This window comes from Pseudomonas donghuensis (genome assembly GCF_000259195.1).
Lineage (GTDB): Bacteria > Pseudomonadota > Gammaproteobacteria > Pseudomonadales > Pseudomonadaceae > Aquipseudomonas > Aquipseudomonas donghuensis.
In genome coordinates, this window is sequence record NZ_JH650759.1 from 210,618 (window position 1) to 233,745 (window position 23,128).

The window sequence follows — 23,128 nt, forward strand, 5'->3', positions numbered from 1 at the left end:
ATGGCAGCGCCGTGGTACCGCTGCTCGGTGGCCTGGGCGGGGTCAATGTCATGGCCCGGGAAATCGGTGCCGGCCTGGGTGTGGCGGCGGCGATCACCACCAGTGGCGAGCTGCGTTTCGGTACCTGCCTGCTCAACCCGCCCAGCGGTTATGCCCTGGCCGACCTTGAGCTGGGCAAGCGTTTCGTTTCCGATCTGCTGGCCGGTGAAAGCGTGCGCATTGACGGCGCCGCGCCCTGGCTTGAACAGGCGCAGCTGCCGCAAAGCGAGCAGGCGCAACTGGCGATTCATGTCGGTTGTGACGCCCGTGAAGCCTCTGCCAATGAGCTGGTGATCTATCCGCGCTGTGTGCTGGTGGCAGTCAGCGAGGTGCTGCCGGAGCTGGCCCAGGCCATTCGCACTGCTCTGCAGGCAGCACGGATTGCCGAGCCGGCGCTGGCCTGCCTGCTGGCAGCAGAGCAGCACATGGCCAACCCAGACCTGCACGCGGCTGCAGCCGAGCTGGGCGTGGCCCTGCGCTTTGCCCCGGGCGCTGGCGATGCCAGCGCCCTGGCTGCTCAGGCAATGCCGCAATTGCTGCCACCACAGCCGGTGAGCGATGGCCTGGCCATCGTGGTCTCCAACCAGCCGATCGACCCGCAGCACATCGGCCGCGCCCGCGGGCGCCTGGCGGTGATCGGCCTTGGGCCTGGCGCTGCCGACCTGATGGTGCCGGCGGTCAAGGCGGAGCTTGCGCGAGCCAACGATGTGCTCGGCTATGAAACCTATGTGCGCATGGCCGGGCCGTTCCGTGCCGATCAGGTGCTGCACTGCACCGACAACCGCGAAGAGATGCAGCGTGCCCGGCATGCCTTCGAGCTGGCGGTGCAAGGGCGTTCGGTAGTGGTGGTGTCTTCGGGCGACCCTGGGGTGTTCGCCATGGCTGCGGCGGTGCTCGAAGCATTGCACGAGTCGAGCGATCCACACTGGCATGCAGTGGAGCTGGAAATGCTGCCCGGTGTTTCCGCTTCCCTGGCGACTGCGGCGCAGGCCGGCGCTCCCTTGGGCCATGACTTCTGCGTGCTGTCGCTGTCGGACAACCTCAAACCCTGGTCGATCATCGAGAAGCGCCTGGACCTGGCCTGCCAGGCCGACCTGGCGCTGGCCTTCTACAACCCGATCTCGCGCTCGCGCCCGTGGCAGCTTGGGCGGGCCCTGGAAATCGTCCGCCAGCATCGCACCGCCCTGACCCCTGTAGTCCTTGGCCGCGACATCGGTAGGCCGGGGCAGACGCTGAAAGTGGTCAATCTCGGTGAGCTGCAACCGGACATGGTCGATATGCGCACCATGGTGCTGGTCGGATCCTCGACGACCTGCGAGTTTGCCCGTGCTGACGGTGGGCAGTGGGTCTATACCCCGCGCTGGTATCCGGCGCAGGGTTGATGCTGGCGTGGAAGGCTTTCGGCCCTGACCGAAGGTCGTGTCTCGAATAGTGTGAAGTTCCCGCCGATGTCGAGCGGGGCTTCATATAAAGGATTATTCGAGATGAACGACGTCGCTAAAAAAGAAGAGCCCTCTAAAGATCTGGCTATCGCTATTCCAGGCGCGCTGCTGGCCATTGCCGGCAAGATCAAAGATCCAACCCGTGAAGATGTAATTGACTCCTATCAGTTTTCCTCCGAAGTTGCCGGGAAACTCTTCAACCCTAATACCCAGTGTGAAGAGTGGTTCAAGAAGTTTCTCAGCGTCATGCAGGACTGTGGCTGGGTCGTAGTCCGTCAGAAGTACCAAAAAACTGAGTCGGGATCCCAATCGCTCAAGATCGGCGCCATTGCCTCCAAAGCCGTGAGCGGAATTGGCAGCGCTGTTCTGGGCGGGCCGGCGGGTACGGCCCTGCGCAAGCTGGCTGACGGGGCGCTGAAAAAGCTTGGCCTTAGTGAAGAGGCTCAGCAAATAATCAAACGTAAGACCGACAATAGCAAAACCGGCTCTGTAGGCCTCGCCGCTTGCCTGGTGACCGAAAGCGACGACGTCGTGCTGGTGACAAGTGCTGTGCAGACGAGCAAGTCGGGTAAAGACGCTGACTGGGCCTTGTTCGAATGGGCGGGCAGCTCTTCTGATACCTACGAGGCAGCGGCAGCGTTAATGCTGAACCGCAAGCTCTATCACAGCATTCGCGATGCCATTATCGACAAGCTGAAACAACACAAGCAGAGCCGTGTCCTCCTCCACGATATCTGATTGGACGGTCGGGATGGCTGGAGGCTTTAGCCATCCTGACATTCAAGCTTCTACTGGACCAGGAGGGATCATGGAAGACTATTGTGTATGGGTGAATGGTGGCTCGTTGTTGCTTATCGCCCCCGACGTACTGCCGGATCAACGCCAGGCGGTACTCGACTCTGTGTTGTATGCGCAACTGGTGGCGAACAAGTTCGCCGGCTCGCGTTTTTCGAATTACCAGACGTGGTACGAACGCTATCGCAACACCCTGACTGAACGCGACTGGATCTTCACCAAGTTCCATCATGAGAGCAAATCCGCATCTGATTGCTCGCTACTCTCTGCGATCCAACCTCTGCAACTCTGGCTGGAAACCCGACATACCGGCGCAAGTGCAATCATCGATCAAGGGATTGCGGCGTTGACTCGGGATGCACAGGGCCTGGAGTGTTTTGGTGGGTTTACTTTCGAGGCACGCGATACGGGTGCAGTTCTGATCATGGAAATCGGGCTGGTACACCCCGGTCCTGTAATCGACCTGTGCAGTATCTCCATTACCCTCGTACAGGCGCCTGAAGTGGCCGGAATCGAGCAGTCGTTGGCCGGCGAAGTGTTATGCAACGAGGTTGTGATTAACGGCGGGGCGGCTGTGTTGGATGGCAAGATGTTCGAGGGTTCGCGCGCCGATCTGCGCAGTTTGATGGCGCGCAAGCAGCAGGAGCACAACTATGTGATGGCGCTCGACAGTCAACCTGAAGGTGATAATCATGAGTAAGCTAACGGGCGTGGTCGCCGACTCGAGCATCCTGTCATTTCATCCCGAGGTTAGCGCAGCGCAGCGCGATTCGGTGCTACTGGCCATATCGGCAGCCGAGATGGTTACCCGTGATGCCTACGAGCAGGGACTGATCGACGACTGGTTCAACTATTACCGTCGGCAATTGATGTTCTACGGTTACGACCCGCTTCAGGCAAGCGAGGTGCACTGGCCCGGCGGTGAACGACCGAACATCGTCGACAAGGCTCTGCGCAGCATTGCGGCGGCCAGCGGCGGTAGTGAACTGGCACTATCGATGGGCGGGACCCTGGAGGCCCTCAGGGGCGCACGCGACGCGCTGGCGCATTTTGAGCAGCGGGTGCAAAAAACGGGGGTTTTTCAATTGCTACCCTGTGCTCCAGGCAAGGCCGGGCAGGTAGACATGGTGCTGTATCACGAATCGATGGCGCTTACGCAGACGCGTGCCGGCTTTCTGTTCCGCGAGCGCCAGACCCGGCAGGTCAAGGCCGAGCTGGTGCGCTTCAACGTCGCGCTGTTCGATCAGGAGCTGCGCGCCAAGGTGGAAAAAATGCGCCAGGCCGGTCGTATGCGCAACCTGGGCACATTTCTGGTCTAGGGCACCAGGTAACCCTTGATCCCGGTAAAGATGATCTGCGCCGCCAGGGCGCAGACAAACAAACCCATCAAGCGGCTGACAATCTGCAACCCCTGGTCGCCGAGAATCCGCTCGATACGGTTCGACAGGTACAACACCAGGCCGACGGTGAAACTGGCCAGGGCGATACTGACGATGGCCAGCAGTTTGTCATCCCAGTGCGGCTGGCCAACCCCCATCACCAGCAGCGCACCGATGGTGCCGGGGCCGACGGTTAGCGGTATGGTCAACGGTACGATGGTCACGTCCTGCTGCACATTGTCGGTTTGCACCGCCGATTTTCCCTGGGCCATGCCCAGCGCCGAAATGAACAACACGCTGCCGGCGCCGATGCGAAACGCATCCACCGTGATGCCGAATATGCCGAAGATCACCCGGCCGAACAGGTACAGCAGCACGCTGGCGATCAGCACGGCGATTGCCACACGCCAGGCCAGTTGCTTGCGCTCCTTGCTGGAGTAGCCGCGGGTCAGGCTGATGAAGCACGAGAGCACGAAGAACGGGCTGTAGAGCACGAGCATTTTCAGGTAGACGCTGAACAACTCATGGAGCATGGTCGAGGCTCGCAGCAAGGGTGAAGTGAAGCAAGTGTATGCGAATTATGGGGTCGGAATCTGGCTTGATTCGGCTTCGCGACGCGCCACCCAGTGTTCGATCAATTCACGCAACTGCGACAGCTCCACCGGCTTGGACATGTGCCCGTCCATGCCGGCCAGGCGCGCACGCTCCTTGTGCTCGGCGAGGATGTGCGCGGTCAGGGCGACCACCGGCGTACGCCGGCGCTGGTTGCTGACTTCCCAGATGCGCAGCTGCTGGGTGGCCGAGAAGCCATCAAGCACCGGCATTTCGCAGTCCATCAATACCAGGTCGTAGTGGTTGGCCTTCATCGCCTGCAAGGCTTCTTCGCCATTGCTTGCGGTGTCCGGTTCCAGGCTAAGCTTGCCGAGCATGCCGCGAATCACCTTGGTCGAGATGTTGTTGTCTTCGGCCACCAGGATGCGGAAATCGCTGGGCAGGTTCAGTGGCGCCGACAGCCCGGCCTGCACCGGGATGTTCGGCTGACCCTTGCTGCGCTGGGACAGCTCTTCGGCCAGGGTGGTCTTGAGGGTATAGCCGGCCACCGGTTTGGCCAGGATGCGTTTGACCCCGGCATTGCGGGCGATGACCTTGCTTGGCGCGTTGCTGATACCAGTGAGCATCACCAGCAGGATGTCGTGGTTGAGGCTCGGGTCTTCCTTGATTTTCGCCGCCAGTTGCATGCCGGTCATGCCGGGCATGTTCTGGTCGAGCAGTACCGCGTCGAAGTAGTCGCGCAGGTGCGCCTTGGTACGCAGCAGGGCCAGGGCCTCCTTGCCCGACGGCACGGCACTGACGTTCATGCCCCAGGCGCTGCATTGCTGGACCAGCACCTTGCGGCAGGTGTCGTTGTCGTCCACAACCAGCACCCGGGCACCGCGCAGCGGGCCGTCGAGATCGGCAGGCGGCTGTTCGAGACGGTGCGGGTCGAGCGGCAGGGTCATCCACAGGGTATTGCCCATGGTGTGGCTGGTCTTGATACCGAACTCGCCCTGCATCAGGGTGATCAGTTGCTTGGCGATCACCAGCCCCAAGTGGCCGCCGAGCTTGTTGCTGGAAAGGAAATGCTTGCTGTGCAGCTCTGCCTGCAGCAGCGCTTCGCGTTCGCCTGGCGGGATCGGCTCGCCGCTGTCCTGCACGGCAATGCGCAGGCGCGGGCTGTCGCCGCGTTGGTCGAGGGCGACCACCAGCAGGATTTCGCCCTGGTCGGTTTTTTTCAGGGCGTTTTCCAGCAGGCTCAGCAGGGCCTGGCGCAGGCGCGTCGGGTCGCCACTGATGACTCGCGGCACCTGTGGCTGGGTGAAGCTGATCAGCTCGATGTTCTGCTGCTCGGCCTTGGCCCGGAAGATACTCAGGCAGTCCTCGATCAGCGCATTGAGGTCGAACTGCACGTCATCCAGTTCGATCTGCCCGGACTCGAGCTTGGAAATGTCGAGAATCTCGTTGATCAGGGTCAGCAACTCGTTGCCGGCGCTGTGGATGGTCTGCACGTAGTCGCGTTGCTTGACCGACAGCGGGGTGCCGAGCAGCAGCTCGGTCATCCCCAGTACGCCGTTCATGGGCGTGCGGATCTCGTGGCTGATCTTGGCCAGGAATTCGGCCTTGGCGTTGATCTCGGCGTTGCTGGCGGCCAGTTCACGGCTGGCGCTGAAGCGCTCTTCGCTGATGCGCCGCAAGCGCTCGCTGACCGCCAGGTTGAGCAGCAGGCCGCTGACGCTGGTCAGCCCGAGGAGAATGAACAGCAGCCATTGAGTCGGCGTGCGGGTCAGTCCGAGCAGGGCCGGCAACACCACCAGGCAGCCGATATTGAACGCCAGCATGGCCACGGCGAACAGCCGCGCCGGAGCGTAGCCCTTGTACCAGTGGTAGCTGGCAACCAGCAGCATGGTCAGGCTACCCAGGGCCATCAATGCATAAGTCATCAGGTTCAATGGCAGGGTATCAACGAACAACAGCAGCAGGCCGCAGAGCGCGATCACCAGCATCTCGCCCTGCAGCAGGCGGCTCAGGCGCGGTTGTTCGCAAGGCGTGAAGAAGCGCAGGGTAAAGGTCAGGCCGGCCAGCGACGCCAGCAGGGCAGTAAGGTAGGCCGCCGGTGTTTGTGCCGAGTGCCAGAGGCTCCACCAGGGGCCGCTCAGGTTGAGCAGAATCAGTGCGCTGAGCAGCATCAGCGCGTGGTAGACCGCCAGGGCCAGGCTGGTACTTGAGCGTGAGTAAGCGAAGCGGATCAGGTTGTGCAGCATCAGCATCAGCAGGCAGCCGAACAGCAGGCCGAAGAACAGCGGCTGGCGCTGGTCGGCGGCGGCCTGGGCGGCAGGCTCCAGGCTGATGGCCGGGCGCAGCTGGTGCTCTGATACCAGGCGCAGGTAGATGTCCAGCGCGTGCGCACTGTTGGGCAGGGCCAGCACATGGTCGCTGCTGCGCAGGTAAGGATCGTCGCTGTCGTTCAGGCGACCGTTGTGGATCTGCTTGATCAGCCGATCGCCGTCGAGAGCGTACAGGTCCAGGCGCGACAGGTCGGGGGCGAAGACCCGCAGCAGTTTTTCCTGCTGCCCGGGCTCCAGCCGGTAGTGCAGCCACAACGCCTGGTCGGGCGTGGCAGCGTTGAGTTCGTTGAGTTCGAGGGGGCTGAACTGGTTGCGGTAGCGTTCCGAGCGTACATCGCTCAATTGCAGGCTGGCCTGATCGTCAAGCAATACCGCCCAACCACTGCCTTGTTCGGCCGCAGCCGGGAACAGGCAGAGCAGGGTCAGCAAGCTGACGGTGAGGCCAATGGCAATCCTGAGCCAACGCACGACGAAATCCCTTCTTAGCTGAATGCCGGATGGTAACTATGCGCGGCGCGCCAAGCCGAAGGCAAGGCCCATGGCGGGCCTTGTCGACAAGCCGGAGGCAGGACGCTTGCGGCGTCGCGGCCTCCAGGCACCTGCTTATTGCTGGTGTTCACCGCGTTCGCGGGCAATGGCGCGGTAGCCGATGTCCTTGCGGTAGAAGCTGGCGTCCCAGTTGATCTCGGCAGCCAGGCGGTAGGCTTGTTGCTGGGCAGACTCGACGCTGTTGCCCAGGGCAGTGGCGCAGAGTACGCGGCCACCGGTGGCAACCACCTGGCCGTCCTTGAGTGCGGTACCGGCGTGGAAGACTTTACCTTCCAGCTTCGCGGCAGCATCCAGGCCGTTGATCGCGGCGCCTTTGCTGTAGTCACCCGGGTAGCCACCGGCAGCCAGGACCACGCCCAGGCTCGGACGCGGGTCCCACTGCGCTTCGACCTTGTCCAGGGCCTTGGCGAAGGCGGCTTCGATCAGCAGCACCAGGCTTGATTCCAGACGCAGCATGACTGGCTGGGTTTCCGGGTCGCCGAAGCGGCAGTTGAACTCGATGACTTTCGGGTTGCCGGCTTTGTCGATCATCAGACCGGCATAGAGGAAACCGGTGTAGACGTTGCCTTCCTCGGCCATGCCACGCACGGTCGGCCAGATCACCTGGTCCATCACGCGCTGGTGCACGTCGGCGGTGACCACCGGTGCTGGCGAGTAAGCGCCCATGCCGCCGGTGTTCGGGCCAGTGTCGGCGTCGCCGACACGCTTGTGGTCCTGGCTGGTAGCCATTGGCAGCACGTTCTGGCCATCGACCATGACGATGAAGCTGGCTTCCTCGCCGTCAAGGAACTCCTCGATCACCACGCGCGAACCTGCATCACCAAAGGCATTGCCGGCGAGCATGTCGCGCACGGCGTCTTCGGCTTCGGCCAGGGTCATGGCGACGATCACGCCTTTACCGGCGGCCAGGCCGTCGGCCTTGATCACGATCGGCGCGCCTTTTTCCCGCAGATAGGCCAGGGCCGGCTCGATCTCGGTGAAGTTCTGGTAGTCGGCGGTCGGGATCTTGTGGCGCGCCAGGAAGTCCTTGGTGAAAGCCTTGGAACCTTCCAGCTGGGCTGCGCCCTTGGTTGGGCCAAAGCAGTCCAGGCCGCGGCTGCGGAACAGGTCGACGACACCGGCGACCAGCGGGCCTTCAGGGCCGACGATGGTCAGGGCGACGTTCTTTTCGGCGAAATCGGCCAGTTGCTCCAGGGCGGTGACGTCGATATCGACGTTCTCGCACTTGGCTTCGGTGGCGGTGCCGGCGTTGCCCGGGGCAACGAAGACTTTCTCGACCCGTGGGTCCTGAGCGACTTTCCAGGCCAGGGCGTGTTCACGACCGCCGCTACCGATAATCAGAATATTCATGAAGGCTCCTTCGGAGAAGCTGCAAGCTGCAAGCTACAAGAAAAAGCAGCCAGTGCTGCCTTTTGCGTAGCTTGCAACTCTGAAATTTAAGGGGCTGCAACTGCAAGAGGATGCGACTCGATGCGCTTTTTCTTGCAGCTTGCAGCTTGGAGCTTGTCGCTGCTTCACTCAGTGACGGAAGTGACGCATGCCGGTGAAGACCATGGCGATGCCGGCTTCGTCAGCGGCCGCGATGACTTCGGCATCACGCATCGAGCCACCTGGCTGGATCACCGCAGTGATGCCCACCTTGGCGGCGTTGTCGATGCCATCGCGGAACGGGAAGAACGCATCCGATGCCATGACCGCGCCCTGCACCTGCAGGCCCGCGTGCTCGGCCTTGATGGCCGCGATACGGGCGGAGTTGACGCGGCTCATCTGGCCGGCGCCGACACCGATGGTCTGGCGGTTCTTGGCGTAGACGATGGCGTTGGACTTGACGAACTTGGCCACTTTCCAGGCGAAGATCAGGTCGTGGATCTCTTGTTCGGTCGGCGCGCGCTTGGTGACCACTTTCAGGTCGCCCTCGGTGATCATGCCGATGTCGCGGCTCTGCACCAGCAGGCCGCCGGTGACGCGCTTGAAGTCCCAGGCAGCGGCACGCTCAGCCGACCACTCGCCGCAGGACAGCAGGCGGACGTTGGCCTTGGCAGCCACCACGGCGCGGGCTTCGTCGCTGACGCTCGGGGCGATGATCACTTCGACGAACTGACGCTCGACGATGGCCTTGGCGGTTTCAGCATCCAGCTCGCGGTTGAAGGCGATGATGCCGCCGAACGCCGACTCGGTGTCGGTAGCGTAGGCCAGTTCGTAGGCCTGGCGGATGCCGCCTTCGGCGTCCGGGCTGACGGCCACGCCGCACGGGTTGGCGTGCTTGACGATGACGCAAGCCGGCTTGACGAAGCTCTTCACGCACTCCAGCGCGGCGTCGGTGTCGGCCACGTTGTTGTACGACAGCTCTTTGCCTTGCAGCTGTACGGCGGTGGCGATGCCGGCTTCAGCGGGCTTGGCCTCGACATAGAACGCCGCGCTCTGGTGCGGGTTCTCGCCGTAGCGCATTTCCTGGGCCTTGATGAACTGGCTGTTGAAGGTGCGCGGGAACTCACTGCGGCCTTCGGTGCTCAGGGTTTCACTGGCCTGGTTCACGGTGCCCATGTAGTTGGCGATCATGCCGTCGTAGGCGGCGGTATGCTCGAATGCCTTGAGCATCAGGTCGAAACGCTGGGCGTAGGTCAGGCCGCCGGCCTTGAGGCTTTCCAGCACCTGGCCGTAGTCGCTGGCGTTGACCACGATGGCGACGTCTTTGTGGTTCTTGGCCGCCGAGCGAACCATGGTCGGGCCGCCGATGTCGATGTTCTCGATGGCGGTCGGCAGGTCACAGCCAGGTTTGGAGATGGTGGCTTCGAACGGGTAGAGGTTGACCGCGACCAGGTCGATCGGCTTGATCCCGTGTTCGGCCATGATGGCGTCGTCGGTACCACGACGGCCGAGGATGCCGCCGTGGATTTTCGGGTGCAGGGTCTTGACCCGGCCGTCCATCATTTCGGCGAAGCCGGTGTAATCGGCAACTTCCACCGCGGCAACGCCATTGTCCTGGAGCAACTTGAAGGTGCCGCCGGTGGACAGGATCTCGACGCCGAGCTGTTGCAGCTCACGGGCGAATTCAAGGATCCCGGTCTTGTCGGAGACGCTGATCAAGGCGCGGCGGATCGGCAGGCGGGTAGTCTGGTCGGTCATTTCAGATTCCATAACGCGGTGGAGTCAGCAAAAAAGGCGACCTCATCGAATGGGAGCCGCCTTTTCTGGTTTGGATGCTTGCTTACAACAAATCGTACTGCTTGAGTTTCTTGCGCAAGGTGCCGCGGTTGAGCCCGAGCAGCTCGCTGGCCTTGGTCTGGTTGCCCTTGACGTAGTTCATTACGCTTTCGAGCAACGGCGCTTCGACTTCCGAGAGCACCAGGTTGTACACGTCCGTGACGGCCGCGCCCTCAAGATGGGCGAAATAGTTGTGCAGCGCCTTTTCCACACTGCCGCGAAGGGTCTGGCCCTCTTCGCTCGGTGTATTCAGGTGCTGTTTCAGGTTGACGTTGTCGCTCACGGGCGTTGTTCCACTCACTAAAGTCTCGGTCATCATCGTCATGCGGCCACCCCTTGTCCGTCCTCTGTCTCAAGGCTCTGTTCACGTTCGCTGAAGAAGCTGCGAACGTTGGCGCACTGCGCTTGCGTGTCTTCCAAACGGTTGAACTGGGCGCGAAACTCCCTGGCGCCCGGTAGCGTTGCCAGGTACCAACCGACGTGCTTGCGGGCGATACGTACGCCCATCACATCGCCGTAAAAGGCGTGCAACGCGGTCAGGTGCTCCAGCAGAATTCGTTCCACTTCGTCCAACTGCGGCGCCGGCAGTGTTTCGCCGGTGCGCAGGTAATGCTCGATCTCGCGAAAGATCCATGGCCGCCCCTGGGCAGCCCGGCCAATCAGCAGACCGTCGGCACCGGTGGCAGCCAGCACCGCTCGGGCCTTTTCTGGCGAAGTGATATCGCCATTGGCAAAAACCGGGATCGACACCGCCTGCTTGATTGCCGCGATGGTGTCGTACTCGGCTTCGCCGGTGTAGAGGTCGGCGCGCGTGCGTCCATGTACCGCCAGTGCCTGGATGCCAGCCTGCTCGGCGATCCTCGCCACAGTCAGGCCGTTCTTGTTGGCCCTGTCCCAGCCGGTGCGGATCTTCAGCGTGACCGGCACGTCCACGGCGGCAACCACCGCGTGGAGGATTTCGCTGACCAGGGCTTCATCTTTCAATAAAGCAGAGCCTGCGGCCTTGTTGCAGACTTTTTTTGCCGGGCAGCCCATATTGATGTCAATGATCTGGGCGCCGGCCTCGACATTGGCCCGGGCCGCAGCTGCGAGCATCTGCGCGTCACCGCCGGCGATCTGCACCGAGCGCGGCTCGGGATCACCTTCGTGAATCATGCGCAGACGCGACTTGCGGCTGTTCCACAGGCTCATGTCACTGCTGACCATCTCCGACACCACCAGGCCTGCACCCATTCGTCGGCACAGCTGACGAAATGGCTGGTCCGTGACCCCGGCCATCGGCGCGAGGATCAGGGCGTTCTGCAGTGTGTATGGGCCGATGCGTACCGCCGACATAGGAGTTCCCTGTTGTGGGGCCGGATCATTAGAGTTCGAAAAAGGGTTGGCATGATACCCGCTCTCGGTGACCGGATAAAGATGGATTTGGATAAAATCTGAACAGTTGGCTTTAAGCCTCAAGCTGCAAGCTTCAAGCCGCAAGCAAAAACGGATCAGCGTATGGGGCTGCTTTTTCTTGTAGCTTGAAGCTTGCAGCTTGCCGCTCGCCTGTTATTCCGGGGACCGGAATGACAGGCTGTAATTGACCGCTTTGGGGCCCGGATCGAGGATGTCCAGGGCAATGTGGATCGGTGTCTGGCTGGGCATTTCGCCCTTGCCGGCCAGCTCACCGCTGAGGTACTCGGTGGGCTTGAAGCGGCGGCTGGCGATCAACTGGCCGTTCAGGTCGGCAAAACGCAGCTCCAGCAGCGGGAACGGCTGGGAGAACGGCGCACGGTTATAGATGATTGCATCGACGATCAAGGCTCCGTGGAAGTCCGGGTGGCTGCGCACCACCAGGTTGCTGCTCTTGATCCGGGCGATGTCGACCCGCGACGGCACCTGGCAACCGACGGTCGGGCAGATCGTCTGAAACCAGGGGCGGTAGCGGTCCTGGCGGGCCAGTTCGTCGAACTGGTACCAGATGTACTGGCCAGCCAGCGCCGCGGCGGCCAGCAGGATCAGCAAGAGCCACAGCAGGCGCTTGCCCCAGTTGACCTTGGGTTTCTGCCAGCCGAGCTGGATCGGGTCGTCGACCAGGTCGAGCAGCGGCTCCTTGCGGGCAGCGCGGCCGCTGGCGGGGCCCAGGCCCGGCTCGCGGCGCTCGTCCAGTCCGGGCTCGGGGCGGTCCAGGTCGTCGTCAGGCTCACGGGCCGACAGGCGCTCGCCGGGCAGTTCGTCATCATCGGCATGCAGCGCAGACGCGGGCGCAGCCGCAGCCGGCGCATCGAGGTCGTCGTCGAGCACATCCAGCGACAACGATGGTTCGGTGCGCTCACCGGGTGCCGGGGCGAGGTCCAGGGCTTCCTGCTCGATCAGTGGCGGCTGCGGCTCGTCGAGCTCGGCGCTCAGTTGCTCGCGCTCTGAAGCCGGGCTGCTGAACAGGCTGTCGGGCCAATGCTGGTCGTCCTGCTCGGGGCTGTCGCGGTGCGCGCTGAGGTTGTCCTGGCGCGGTACGGCGGCCTTGAACTCGGTCGTTGGCTGGATTTCACGCTGTTCCAGGCGCGCCAGTTCCTGATCGAGGTCGAGCTGGTCCAGGTCCAGCTCGGCGGCGCTCCACTCATGCTGGCTGGGTGCTTGCGCAGGTTCCACCACAGGTTCGACAGGCGCCGGTTGTGCAGGTGGGTTCTGCGCCGCGCTTTGCTCCAGCAGTTGCCGGGCGGCGTTGAACACTTGCAGGCAGGCGCCGCAACGCACCACACCGCGGGCCACGCTCAACTGATTGTGGCTGACGCGAAAGCTGGTCTGGCAATGCGGGCACTGGGTGACGAAACTGTCGGTCATGCGGCGGTCCGGGTTATGCAGAAGGTTATTCTAGGCGCACTTAGCGGCGGCGACCACTGATGCGTACCCAGCCATCGCGTACGGCGATCGGGTCGAGGTCGAAGTCCTTGGCGTAGGCCGCGGCGACTTCATCGCCCTGTTCGGCGAGGATCCCCGACAGCGCCAGCAAGCCGCCCGGACGCACCAGCGCCGACAGTTGCGGGGCCAGCGAGACCAGCGGGCCGGCGAGGATGTTGGCGACCAGCACGTCGGCCTGCATGGCCGGCATGTGCTCGGGCAGGTACAGGGCGAATTTCTCGTCGGCGATGCCGTTGCGCCCGGCGTTGTCGCGCGAGGCTTCCAGGGCCTGCACGTCGATGTCGGTACCGACCGCTTCGCGGGCGCCGAGCAGCAGCGCGGCGATGGCGAGGATGCCCGAGCCGCAACCGAAGTCGAGCACCTGGGTGTCTTTCAGGTCCTGGCCGTCGAGCCATTCCAGGCACAGGGCGGTGGTCGGGTGGGTGCCGGTGCCGAAGGCCAGGCCCGGATCGAGCAGCAGGTTGACCGCCTCGGGCTCGGGCGCCGCATGCCAGCTTGGCACGATCCACAGGCGCTGGCCGAAACGCATCGGCTGGAAGTTGTCCATCCAGCTGCGTTCCCAGTCCTGGTCTTCGATGACTTCAGCCTGGTGCTCGGGCAGTTCGGCGCCGGTCAGCAACTGCAGGTGGGCGAACACCGCGTTGGCGTCGGTATCGGCTTCGAACAATGCCAGCAGGTGAGTGTGCGACCACAGCGGGGTGGTGTTGAGGTCCGGTTCGAAGATCGGCTGATCTTCGGCATCCATGAAGGTGACCGAAACGGCGCCTACTTCGAGCAGGGCATCTTCATAGGTTTCGGCTTGTTCCGGGCTGATGGCCAGACGTACTTGCAGCCAAGGCATGGCGGGCACCTTTGGAAAAATCTACAGGGGCAGCCCGAGGCTGCGAGAAGCCCGCCAGTTTACTTGAGTGCGAAGGGTTTGTGGGATCCCTGTAGTCCCTAGAGCCTGGCCGGCGAGACGATGATCTTCACATTCTCCTCCTTGTTGTTCACCAGTTCCTCGAAGCCCTGGCCGACAATCGCCTCAAGGCCGATACGGCCGGTGACCAGCGGGCTGATATCCAGCCGCCCATCGGCAATGAAGGCGATGACGTCGGCAAACTCGCCGTTGTAGGCCAGGGCGCCGAGCACCTGCTTTTCGGTGGACACCAGTTCGAAGAAGTTGAACGCGCTGGGCTCCTCGAAAATGCCCACCAGCACGCATTTGCCGGCCTTGCGGATGATATCGATGGCCAACTTGGCGGTGTGTTTGTTGCCGATGCATTCAAAGCTGACATCGGCACCGAGGCCCGCAGTCAGGGCGCGAGTCTCTGCCAGCACGTCGCATTGTTTGGGGTCGAGCACTGCCGTGGCGCCGACCTCCAGGGCCTTGGCCTTGCGCGCAGTGGACATTTCCAAGGCTATTACCTGGGCGGCACCGGCTGCCTTGGCGCACATGATGGTGCACAGGCCGATGGTCCCGGCACCGACCACCACGACGTTCTGGCCGAGCAGGTTGCCGGCCTTCTTCACCGCATGCATACCGACCGCCAGTGGCTCGATCAGCGCCCCGGCTTCGCGCGGGAAGCCTTCGGGCAAGCGATACAGCAGGTTGGCCGGTACGTTGACCCGCTCGGCGAAGGCGCCGTTGTTCATCAGGCCGGTAAAGGCCAGGCGTTCGCAGATGTTGTACAGGCCATGGGTGCAGTAGTAGCAGGTACCGCAGTGCTGGCAGGCATCGGCAGCCACCGGGTCACCTATGGCATAGCCCTGCACGCCGTCACCGAGCTTGAGGATTTCGCCGCAAAACTCATGGCCAAGAATGCACTGGCCCTGAATGCCGGTCAGCGGATGCGGCGCCTCCACCGGAATGAACACGGGGCCGGCGACATACTCGTGCAGGTCGGAGCCGCAAATGCCGCACCAGTCGACCTTGATCTGCACCCAGCCCGGCGGCGGGTCGGCGGGCAACGGCACATCTTCGACGCGAATGTCCTGGCGGCCGTGCCAGACCGCTGCGCGCATGCTGGCGGCGGGGTTGGAAAGATCATTCATTGTTGTTATCTCCCTGGCGTACACGAAAGCGCCGCCGTGGTGACGGCGGCGCGGGTTGGTTCAATGGCTGGCGAGGAAGGCCGCCAGCCGCTGGTTGATTCGCTCGGCGGCCTCCATCTGCACCATATGGCCCTGGCCCGGCAGGATCTCGACCTCGGCCGGCAGGCCCTCGGCATGGCTGGCGGGGATGATTGCGTCGGCAGCGCCCCAGATCACCAGGCTGGGCTGCTGGGCAACCACCGCGCGCAGGTCGTGGCGCTGCACACCGCCGTCAGCCAGGGCCGCGGCAAGTTGGCGCAACGCCGAGTCGACACCCTCCAGGCGCTTGAACTTGAGCATGTCTTCGAGCATCTGCCGGGTCACCAGGCCAGGGTCGGAAAACAGCTGCGTCAGTTGCGGCTTGAGTGCGTTGCGGTTGCTGGCGTCGACGAAACCTTGCAGGTAGTCGCCATTGATTTCGCGACCGAGGCCGGCGCTGGCGATCAGGGTCAAGGTGCGCACCCGTTGCGGCGCCAGGCGTGCCAGGTTGAGCGACACCGCCCCGCCCATGGAATGCCCGGCCAGGTGCGCGTGCTGGATATCCAGGTGGTCGAGCAAGGCGATCACTGTCTGGCTCAGTTCATCGAGGTCGCCCCGTTGCAGGGTTTTGCCCGACTCGCCATGCCCGGGCAGGTCGAGGGCGATGACCCGGCGCTCGGCGGCCAGGGCCTGATGGTTGAACAGCCAGTTGTTCAGGTCGCCGCCAAAGCCGTGCACCAGCAGCAGTGGCGTGCCGCCCTCGCCGAGGTCGAAGTAGCGCAGGGTGCGCCCGCCCAGGTCGATTTTCTGCGGCGCCGGGCCGCTGTCCTGTTCACCGTCGCCGCCGGGGACGAATTCGGCCTGGAAGCGCTGCACCACCGCGTCGATCTCGGCTTCGTCCGCTTCGCCTTCGACCACCACCGCCAACAGGGCGCCCACCGGCAAGGTTTCATCCGGCTGGGCGATCAGGCGGCGCAGCACGCCGCTGAACGGCGCCTCGACGCTGCTGGAGATCTTGTCGGTCTCGACATCCAGCACCTCGTCGCCCTTGTTGATCTGCTCGCCTTCCCGCTTGAGCCAAGTGTCGATGCGCCCTTCGGTCATCGACAGGCCCCACTTGGGCATGGTCAGGGTATGGATCTGGCTCATGCGGCACTCCTCGCGCCAATCACCTTGTGCACCGCGGCTTCGATCTTCGCCGCGGTGGGGATGTACAGGTCTTCCAGGGCGTCGGAGAACGGCACCGGGGTGTGCGGGGCAGTGACCATTTCGATCGGCCCCTTGAGGGCGGCGAAGGCTTTTTGCGCCACCAGGGCACTGATGTCGGTAGCCATCGAGCAACGCGGGTTGGCTTCGTCGATTACCACCAGGCGCCCGGTTTTTTCCACGCTCTCAAGGATGCTGTCTTCATCCAGCGGGCTGGTGGTGCGCAGGTCGAGGACCTCGCAGTCGATGCCCTGGCGCGCCAGGTTGGCGGCAGCCTCCATGGCCAGGTGAACCATGCGCCCGTAGGTCACCAGGGTGATGTCGTCGCCGTCGCGCAGGTAATTGGCTTCGCCGAACGGCACGGTGTAGAGCTCTTCCGGCACCTCGCCCTGCATGCTGTAGAGCAGCTTGTGCTCGCAGAAAATCACCGGGTCGTTGTCGCGAATCGCCTGGATCAGCAGGCCCTTGGCGTCGTATGGCGAGGACGGGCAGACCACTTTCAGGCCGGGAATGTGTGTCCACAGCGAGGTGAGCATCTGCGAATGCTGTGCGGCGGCGCGCAGGCCGGCACCGACCATGGTGCGCATCACCAGCGGGGTGACCGCCTTGCCGCCGAACATGTAGCGGAATTTCGCCGCCTGGTTGAGGATCTGGTCCAGGCAGCAGCCGGCGAAGTCGACGAACATCAGTTCGCACACCGGGCGCAGGCCCTGGGTGGCGGCGCCGACCGCCGCGCCGACATAACCGATCTCGGACAACGGCGCGTCGAGCACGCGGCCGGGAAACTGCTTGTACAGGCCTTTGGTCACGCCGAGTACGCCGCCCCAGGCGTCCTCTTCACCAGGCGCCCCGGCGCCGCCGGCGACGTCTTCACCGATGATGAAAACGCTGCTGTCGCGGCGCATTTCCTGGGCCAGGGCTTCGTTGATGGCTTGCTGGTAGCTGATTTTTCTCGCCATGATGCTTCTCCACTTGTTCTTGTTGTCAGGCAGGCTCAGGGGTACGACACGTACACATCGCTGAGCAGGGCGGCAGGGTCGGGTTTCGGGTCGGACTTGGCCCGGCGCACCGAGTCTTCGATCAGGTCCTCGACCCGAGCATCGATCTGGTCCAGTTGTTCGGCGCTGAGCAGGCCGGCGCGGGTGCTGCGCTGGCGGAACTGCATCAGGCAGTCGCGGGTTTCGCGCAGGTTCTTCACTTCATCCGGTGCGCGGTAGGTTTGCGCGTCACCTTCGAAGTGGCCGTAGTAGCGGGTCAGCTTGACCTCGATCAGCGACGGGCCCTGACCCGAGCGCGCACGTTCGATGGCCGCGCCTGCCGCTTCGTGCACGGCGAAGAAGTCGTAGCCGTCGATGGTCACCCCGGGCATGCCGAAGCCAGCGGCGCGGTCGGCGATGTGATCGCAGGCCACCGACCAGTTCGACGCGGTGGCCTCGGCATAACCGTTGTTCTCGGCAACGAAGATGCACGGCAGGTTCATGATCGAGGCCAGGTTCATCGCCTCGAACACCGCGCCCTCGTTGGAGCCACCGTCGCCGAAGAACACCACGGCGACGTCATCGGTGCCCTTGATTTTCGCTGCCAGCGCCGCCCCGGCCACCAATGGCGCACCGGCACCGACGATGCCGTTGGCGCCGAGCATGCCTTTCTCCAGGTCGGCGATGTGCATCGAACCGCCCTTGCCGCCACACACACCGGTCTTCTTGCCGTAGATCTCGGCCATCATCCCGTACACGTCGACGCCCTTGGCGATGCAGTGGCCGTGGCCGCGGTGGTTGGAGGCGATGCAGTCGCTGTCGCGCAGGTGGGCCATGACGCCAGCGGCCGAGGCCTCTTCGCCGGCATACAGGTGAACGAAACCGGGGATCTCGCCGGTGGCGAACTCCACGTGCAGGCGCTCTTCGAAGGCGCGAATGGTGCGCATGACTTCATAGGCATGCAGCAATTGCTCGGTAGACAGGTGAGTGGACATCTTGTTGTTCTCCGGGGTTGTCTCAACACGGTTGGTTCGCAGGGTGTTGCGGGTGTTCGCGGCCGACCGCCAGCAGGCGATGGTGCGCGGCATAGGCCAGCACCGCCTCGACGTCGATGCTCAAGGGGCCGAAAGCGTCGAGGCAGATGCTTGGCTGGTCGCGTTCGCTGAACTCGATTTCGCGCTCGCCGTCCAGCGCCAAGGTGCCGCTGGACAGGCTCAGGGAGTAGGCAACGCCAGGTATCAATAGCCCTGAGGCGGTCACCCCGCAGCCTTGCAACAGGCCGGGGGCGAGCGGTGCCAGCAAGGCTTGCTCAGCCTGTGGATGCAGGCGAATCCAGGCGCCTTCGGGTGCTGTACGCGACACCGGGCACCACAGCCCGCACAGTGCCGAGAGGCCAATGGCGTGAGGTTCGGCGAAGGTGGTGAAGACTTCCGCGAGGTCCTCGCCGCGGCTGATGGCGCGGGCGCCGATGAAGCGTTGCGGCGACACCGCGACATCCACCAGGGCCCATTCGCAGAGCTGTTGTTCCGGCACTCGCACCACTAGGCGCTTGTTGTGGCGCAGGCCAATTGGCGCCGGGACGCGGCCGCTGGCGAACAGACCGCCCGCCAGGCCGGCGCTGGTGGCTTCGCGCAGTTCCGGGAAGGCGTTGTTGGTGCCGGTGGACAGGGTCAGCAGCGGGATGTCGCCGACTTCGGCGGCGACCGCCTTGTGCGTGCCGTCGCCGCCGAGCACGGCGATCAGGGCCACACCCTGGGCGGCCATCAGGCGCGCGGCGTGGCGGGTGTCCTCAACGGTTTGGCGCAGCGGCATGTCGAGGATGGTCAGTTGCGGCCAGCGCTGTTGCTCGGCATGCGGGCCGAGGCTGGCCCTGAGCACGGCGGCGGCGATGCCGGTCATGTCAGGCGGCAGCAGCACCTGTTCGATGCCGGTGGCGGCAAACGCGGCGAGCAGGCGCTGCACCGCCGAGGCCTTGTCGGTGCTGGAGTAGAGCCCGGCATTGGCAGTCAGTCGGCGCAAGTCGCGGCCGCTGGCCGGATTGGCGATGATCCCCACGGTCAGGGCGGGTTGGCGCATGGCACACCTCTGGTTCTTGTTTGCCAGGGGCAGGAGCAAGGCCGGTGCCAAGTTATGCGGATGTCCACTCTAGAGCGGTTTGTGCGGTGTTGGCCCGGGCAGGGGCAAGACGCTCGGTGTCAGCGCTGCTGGCTATGGGCGAGACGCTGAGACGCAGCGTCTCAGCCGGCCGGGAATCCACAGAGTGCTTGTTCACCCTTGGCATTCGGCGCTTAATGAGGCCCATAACGACAAGAACACGAGAACCGGAGGCCCCATGCTTGCCGCGAACTCCAAAGCCCACGTCGACTGTGTCAGCCGCGTGCTGAAGAACGCCGAACGCCTGCCTCAGGTGCCGGTGCCGCCGCTGATCCTCGACTCCTGGCGTCGCTCGATGGAGCAGCACCGGCTCGACCCTGCGTCCCAGCAGGGGCCGCGCATCCTCTCGCAAAGCCTGCTCGACGAATGCCGCGAACGTTCCGAGCTGTTCCTGCGCATTGCTGGCGATGCGGTGGCGCGTCTGCACGGACGGGTGCGCGATGCCGACTATTGCGTGCTGCTGACCGATGCCCAGGGGCGGACCATCGATTACCGGGTCGAGCCGACCATACGCAACGACTGTCGCAAGGCCGGGCTGTACCTGGGCACCTGCTGGTCGGAGGGCGAGGAGGGCACTTGCGGAGTGGCGGCGGTGCTGACCAGCAAGGCACCGGCGACGGTGCACAAGCGCGATCATTTTCGTGCCGCCTTCATCGGCCTGACCTGCTCGGCGGCGCCGGTGTTCGACCCCCGGGGCGAGCTGCTCGGCGTGGTCGATGTCTCGGCGCTGCAATCACCGGACGATCGGCGTAGCCAGCACCTGATCCGGCAGATGGTGGTGCAGAGCGCGCGGGAGATCGAGAACGCGTTTTTCATGCACAGTGCCGAACCGCACTGGGTGCTGCGTGCCCACAGCACGCCGGGTTATGTCGACAGCCAGCCGGATTACCTGCTGGCCTGGGATGCCGATGGCCGATTGCAGGCGCTCAACAGCCTGGCGCGCAAGGTGCTGCTGGAACGTTACGGGCAGCTGCCGGAACATATCGGCGAGCTGTTCGACCTCGATGCCCTGCGCGCCGCCACCGATGAATCGGCCCAGCGCCTGCGCTGGCGCGGTGAAAGCGGCGAACTGCATGTGCGCATCAGCTCGCCGCGGCGCAAGCCTGGGCGGCGGAGCGCGGCCATTGCCCGCCAGCCGGTTGATGAGCGGGTCGAGCACAGCCTGCGCCTGGCGACCCGGGTCAAGGACTGCAACCTGGCCGTGCTGGTGTTGGGCGAAACCGGTTCGGGCAAGGAGGTGTTTGCCCGCCAGTTGCATGCCATGAGCCAGCGCAGCCGCAAGCCGTTTGTGGCGCTGAACTGCGCCGCCATCCCCGAGAACCTGATCGAGAGCGAGCTGTTCGGCTATGTCGCCGGAGCCTTTACCGGCGCCTCCAGCAAGGGCATGCAGGGCCTGCTGCAACAGGCTGATGGCGGTACGCTGTTTCTCGATGAGATTGGCGATATGCCATTGAACCTGCAGACCCGCTTGCTGCGTGTGCTGGCCGAAGGCGAGGTGGCGCCCTTGGGCGCTTCGGCGCGCCAGCGGGTGGATATCCAGGTGATCTGCGCCACTCACCGCGACCTGACGGCAATGGTCGCGGCCGGCAGTTTTCGCGAAGACCTGTACTTTCGTCTGGCCAATGCCCGTTTCGAACTGCCGCCATTGCGTGAGCGCAGTGACCGGCTGGCGCTGATCAACCAGTTGCTGGGCGAAGAAGCCAAGGGCTGTGGCGTTGATGTCGGCTTGAGCGACGGTGCGCTGGAGGCGCTGCTCAATTACCCCTGGCCGGGCAATTTGCGTCAGCTGCGCCAGGTCCTGCGTTATGCCTGTGCGATCTGTTCCGGCAGCACCTTGCAGCTTGATGATTTGCCGCTGGAGATTCGTGGCGGGCAGGTCCAGGCGCAGGTTCAGGCCAGTGTCAGCCCGGCGCGTCAGCAGTTGCTCGATGCGCTGATTCGCCACCGCTGGAAACCGGGGGAAACCGCCAAGGCCTTGGGGATTTCGCGGGCGACGTTGTATCGGCGGGTGCATGAGCACCGGATCGAGATGCCGCGGATGACCAAAAGCTGATTCTCTGTGGGAGCGGGCTTGACCCGCGATGCGATTTGCCTGAAAACCGCCATCGCGGGTCAAGCCCGCTCCCACAGCAGCCCCAAAAAAAGACCCCGGTCACAGGACCGGGGTCTTTTTCACATCACTGCCGAATCACTCCTGGTTAGCCAGTTTGTGTTCCAGGTAGTGAATGTTGACGCCGCCTTTGCAGAAACCTTCATCACGCACCAGGTCGCGGTGCAGCGGGATGTTGGTCTTGATGCCGTCGACGACGATCTCGTCCAGGGCATTGCGCATGCGCGCCATGGCTTCGTCGCGGTCCTTGCCGTAGGTGATCAGCTTGCCGATCAGCGAGTCGTAGTTCGGTGGAACCGCGTAACCGCTGTACAGGTGCGAGTCGACGCGAACGCCGTTGCCACCCGGGGCGTGGAAATGCTTGACCGTGCCTGGGCTCGGGATGAACTTCTTCGGGTCTTCGGCGTTGATCCGGCACTCCAGGGAGTGACCACGAATCACCACGTCATCCTGGGTGAACGACAGCTTGTTGCCAGCGGCGATGCTGAGCATCTCCTTGACGATGTCGATACCGGTGACCATCTCCGAAACCGGGTGCTCCACCTGAACACGGGTGTTCATTTCGATGAAGTAGAAACGACCGTTCTCGTAGAGGAACTCGAAGGTGCCGGCGCCACGGTAGCCGATGTCGACGCACGCCTTGACGCAGCGGGCGAAGACTTCCTGGCGGGCTTTCTCGTCGATGCCCGGGGCCGGCGCTTCTTCGAGGACCTTCTGGTGGCGGCGCTGCAGCGAGCAGTCGCGGTCACCCAGGTGCACGGCGTTACCCTGGCCGTCGGACAGGACCTGGACTTCCACGTGACGTGGGTTGGTCAGGAACTTCTCGAGGTAGACCATCGGGTTGCCGAAGGCGGCGCCCGCTTCGCTACGGGTCAGCTTGGCCGAGGAGATCAGGTCCTCTTCCTTGTGCACCACGCGCATGCCGCGACCACCACCGCCACCGGCGGCCTTGATGATCACCGGGTAGCCGACTTCACGGCCGATGCGCAGGGCTTCTTCTTCGTCTTCCGGCAGCGGGCCGTCGGAACCCGGCACGGTTGGAACACCAGCCTTGATCATCGCGTCCTTGGCCGAAACCTTGTCGCCCATCAGGCGAATGGTGTCGGCGTTCGGGCCGATGAAGGCAAAACCGGAGTTCTCGACCTGCTCGGCGAAATCGGCGTTTTCCGCGAGGAAACCGTAGCCCGGGTGAATGGCGGTAGCGCCGGTCACTTCGGCCGCGGCGATGATGGCCGGGATGTGCAGGTAGGACTGGCTGGCCGAAGCAGGACCGATGCAGACCGACTCGTCTGCCAGGCCCAGGTGCATCAGTTCGCGGTCAGCCGTGGAGTGTACGGCGACGGTCTTGATGCCCAGCTCTTTGCAGGCACGCAGGATCCGCAGGGCAATTTCCCCGCGGTTGGCGATCAGGACTTTTTCCAGCTTCGCAGACATCGTTGGC

19 protein-coding genes are annotated in these 23,128 nt (G+C 63.7%); 5 read left to right on the top strand and 14 right to left on the bottom strand.

Translation table 11 applies throughout. From position 1 onward, the window contains the following. The 4 genes from cobJ to UW3_RS26630 form a co-directional block, all read left to right on the top strand. Nucleotides 1-1,421: precorrin-3B C(17)-methyltransferase (cobJ, locus tag UW3_RS26625; RefSeq protein ID WP_010221675.1), on the top strand; the 1,421-nt coding region annotated here is incomplete at its 5' end. Nucleotides 1,422-1,523: 102 nt separating this feature from the next. Then, entirely contained in the window at nucleotides 1,524-2,219 is a 696-nt protein-coding gene (locus UW3_RS0107390; RefSeq protein WP_010221676.1) for a hypothetical protein, read from the top strand. Nucleotides 2,220-2,289: 70 nt separating this feature from the next. Further along, complete coding sequence (locus UW3_RS0107395; RefSeq protein ID WP_010221677.1) at nucleotides 2,290-2,976, top strand: hypothetical protein; 687 nt, start codon at nucleotides 2,290-2,292, stop codon at nucleotides 2,974-2,976. Then, nucleotides 2,969-3,595 carry a hypothetical protein gene (locus tag UW3_RS26630; RefSeq protein WP_010221678.1) on the top strand — a complete coding sequence of 209 codons (627 nt, stop codon included), beginning with the start codon at nucleotides 2,969-2,971 and terminating at the stop codon, nucleotides 3,593-3,595. The genes UW3_RS0107395 and UW3_RS26630 overlap by 8 nt, the downstream gene beginning before the upstream one ends. Here UW3_RS26630 and UW3_RS0107405 read toward each other — a convergent pair. From UW3_RS0107405 to UW3_RS0107465, 13 genes are all read right to left on the bottom strand, one after another. Then, nucleotides 3,592-4,188 (bottom strand): MarC family protein, encoded by a 597-nt coding sequence (locus UW3_RS0107405; RefSeq protein WP_010221679.1) that lies wholly within the window; start codon nucleotides 4,186-4,188, stop codon nucleotides 3,592-3,594. The genes UW3_RS26630 and UW3_RS0107405 overlap by 4 nt on opposite strands. 45 nt (nucleotides 4,189-4,233) lie before the next feature. Further along, on the bottom strand, nucleotides 4,234-7,005 hold the full coding sequence (locus UW3_RS0107410; protein ID WP_010221680.1) for a hybrid sensor histidine kinase/response regulator: 2,772 nt from the start codon (nucleotides 7,003-7,005) through the stop codon (nucleotides 4,234-4,236). Between the two features lie 135 nt (nucleotides 7,006-7,140). Beyond that, nucleotides 7,141-8,436 (bottom strand): phosphoribosylamine--glycine ligase, encoded by a 1,296-nt coding sequence (gene purD, locus UW3_RS0107415; RefSeq protein WP_010221681.1) that lies wholly within the window; start codon nucleotides 8,434-8,436, stop codon nucleotides 7,141-7,143. A 168-nt stretch (nucleotides 8,437-8,604) separates the two neighbouring features. Next, complete coding sequence (gene purH, locus UW3_RS0107420; protein ID WP_010221682.1) at nucleotides 8,605-10,212, bottom strand: bifunctional phosphoribosylaminoimidazolecarboxamide formyltransferase/IMP cyclohydrolase; 1,608 nt, start codon at nucleotides 10,210-10,212, stop codon at nucleotides 8,605-8,607. A gap of 82 nt (nucleotides 10,213-10,294) precedes the next feature. Continuing rightward, nucleotides 10,295-10,615: a DNA-binding transcriptional regulator Fis gene (gene fis, locus UW3_RS0107425; RefSeq protein WP_003186237.1), complete on the bottom strand. Its 321-nt coding sequence runs from the start codon at nucleotides 10,613-10,615 to the stop codon at nucleotides 10,295-10,297. Then, nucleotides 10,612-11,625: a tRNA dihydrouridine synthase DusB gene (gene dusB / locus UW3_RS0107430; protein WP_010221683.1), complete on the bottom strand. Its 1,014-nt coding sequence runs from the start codon at nucleotides 11,623-11,625 to the stop codon at nucleotides 10,612-10,614. The genes fis and dusB overlap by 4 nt, the downstream gene beginning before the upstream one ends. A gap of 213 nt (nucleotides 11,626-11,838) precedes the next feature. After that, nucleotides 11,839-13,110 carry a DUF3426 domain-containing protein gene (locus UW3_RS0107435; RefSeq protein ID WP_010221684.1) on the bottom strand — a complete coding sequence of 424 codons (1,272 nt, stop codon included), beginning with the start codon at nucleotides 13,108-13,110 and terminating at the stop codon, nucleotides 11,839-11,841. 40 nt (nucleotides 13,111-13,150) lie between these two features. After that, a complete protein-coding gene (gene prmA / locus UW3_RS0107440; protein WP_010221685.1) occupies nucleotides 13,151-14,029 on the bottom strand; it encodes a 50S ribosomal protein L11 methyltransferase in 879 nt (292 codons plus the stop codon). Nucleotides 14,030-14,127: 98 nt separating this feature from the next. Beyond that, on the bottom strand, nucleotides 14,128-15,192 hold the full coding sequence (locus UW3_RS0107445; protein WP_237716733.1) for a 2,3-butanediol dehydrogenase: 1,065 nt from the start codon (nucleotides 15,190-15,192) through the stop codon (nucleotides 14,128-14,130). 90 nt (nucleotides 15,193-15,282) lie between these two features. Beyond that, entirely contained in the window at nucleotides 15,283-16,389 is a 1,107-nt protein-coding gene (locus tag UW3_RS0107450; protein ID WP_010221687.1) for an acetoin dehydrogenase dihydrolipoyllysine-residue acetyltransferase subunit, read from the bottom strand. Continuing rightward, a complete protein-coding gene (locus UW3_RS0107455; protein WP_010221688.1) occupies nucleotides 16,386-17,405 on the bottom strand; it encodes an alpha-ketoacid dehydrogenase subunit beta in 1,020 nt (339 codons plus the stop codon). Before UW3_RS0107455 ends, UW3_RS0107450 begins: the two co-directional genes overlap by 4 nt. Nucleotides 17,406-17,440: 35 nt before the next feature. Then, nucleotides 17,441-18,418, bottom strand: coding sequence for a thiamine pyrophosphate-dependent dehydrogenase E1 component subunit alpha (locus UW3_RS0107460; protein WP_010221689.1), 978 nt, complete (start codon nucleotides 18,416-18,418; stop codon nucleotides 17,441-17,443). A 22-nt stretch (nucleotides 18,419-18,440) separates the two neighbouring features. After that, nucleotides 18,441-19,499 carry an ATP-NAD kinase family protein gene (locus UW3_RS0107465; RefSeq protein WP_010221690.1) on the bottom strand — a complete coding sequence of 353 codons (1,059 nt, stop codon included), beginning with the start codon at nucleotides 19,497-19,499 and terminating at the stop codon, nucleotides 18,441-18,443. 256 nt (nucleotides 19,500-19,755) lie between these two features. On the opposite strand from UW3_RS0107465, the gene UW3_RS0107470 reads away from it, so the two are divergent. Continuing rightward, on the top strand, nucleotides 19,756-21,630 hold the full coding sequence (locus UW3_RS0107470; RefSeq protein WP_010221692.1) for a sigma-54-dependent Fis family transcriptional regulator: 1,875 nt from the start codon (nucleotides 19,756-19,758) through the stop codon (nucleotides 21,628-21,630). Between the two features lie 135 nt (nucleotides 21,631-21,765). On the opposite strand, the gene accC is transcribed toward UW3_RS0107470, so the two are convergent. After that, complete coding sequence (gene accC, locus UW3_RS0107475) at nucleotides 21,766-23,121, bottom strand: acetyl-CoA carboxylase biotin carboxylase subunit (protein ID WP_010221693.1); 1,356 nt, start codon at nucleotides 23,119-23,121, stop codon at nucleotides 21,766-21,768. Nucleotides 23,122-23,128 lie beyond the last annotated feature (7 nt).

Bases quoted from the DNA above. Each gene is read 5' to 3' on its own strand.
- UW3_RS0107390 (WP_010221676.1), top strand. From the start codon at position 1,524: ATGAACGACGTCGCTAAAAAAGAAGAGCCCTCTAAAGATCTGGCTATC.
- UW3_RS0107395 (WP_010221677.1), top strand. From the start codon at position 2,290: ATGGAAGACTATTGTGTATGGGTGAATGGTGGCTCGTTGTTGCTTATC.
- UW3_RS26630 (WP_010221678.1), top strand. From the start codon at position 2,969: ATGAGTAAGCTAACGGGCGTGGTCGCCGACTCGAGCATCCTGTCATTT.
- UW3_RS0107405 (WP_010221679.1), bottom strand. From the start codon at position 4,188: ATGCTCCATGAGTTGTTCAGCGTCTACCTGAAAATGCTCGTGCTCTAC.
- purD (WP_010221681.1), bottom strand. From the start codon at position 8,436: ATGAATATTCTGATTATCGGTAGCGGCGGTCGTGAACACGCCCTGGCC.
- purH (WP_010221682.1), bottom strand. From the start codon at position 10,212: ATGACCGACCAGACTACCCGCCTGCCGATCCGCCGCGCCTTGATCAGC.
- fis (WP_003186237.1), bottom strand. From the start codon at position 10,615: ATGACGATGATGACCGAGACTTTAGTGAGTGGAACAACGCCCGTGAGC.
- dusB (WP_010221683.1), bottom strand. From the start codon at position 11,625: ATGTCGGCGGTACGCATCGGCCCATACACACTGCAGAACGCCCTGATC.
- UW3_RS0107435 (WP_010221684.1), bottom strand. From the start codon at position 13,110: ATGACCGACAGTTTCGTCACCCAGTGCCCGCATTGCCAGACCAGCTTT.
- prmA (WP_010221685.1), bottom strand. From the start codon at position 14,029: ATGCCTTGGCTGCAAGTACGTCTGGCCATCAGCCCGGAACAAGCCGAA.
- UW3_RS0107445 (WP_237716733.1), bottom strand. From the start codon at position 15,192: ATGCGCGCAGCGGTCTGGCACGGCCGCCAGGACATTCGCGTCGAAGAT.
- UW3_RS0107450 (WP_010221687.1), bottom strand. From the start codon at position 16,389: ATGAGCCAGATCCATACCCTGACCATGCCCAAGTGGGGCCTGTCGATG.
- UW3_RS0107455 (WP_010221688.1), bottom strand. From the start codon at position 17,405: ATGGCGAGAAAAATCAGCTACCAGCAAGCCATCAACGAAGCCCTGGCC.
- UW3_RS0107460 (WP_010221689.1), bottom strand. From the start codon at position 18,418: ATGTCCACTCACCTGTCTACCGAGCAATTGCTGCATGCCTATGAAGTC.
- UW3_RS0107465 (WP_010221690.1), bottom strand. From the start codon at position 19,499: ATGCGCCAACCCGCCCTGACCGTGGGGATCATCGCCAATCCGGCCAGC.
- UW3_RS0107470 (WP_010221692.1), top strand. From the start codon at position 19,756: ATGCTTGCCGCGAACTCCAAAGCCCACGTCGACTGTGTCAGCCGCGTG.
- accC (WP_010221693.1), bottom strand. From the start codon at position 23,121: ATGTCTGCGAAGCTGGAAAAAGTCCTGATCGCCAACCGCGGGGAAATT.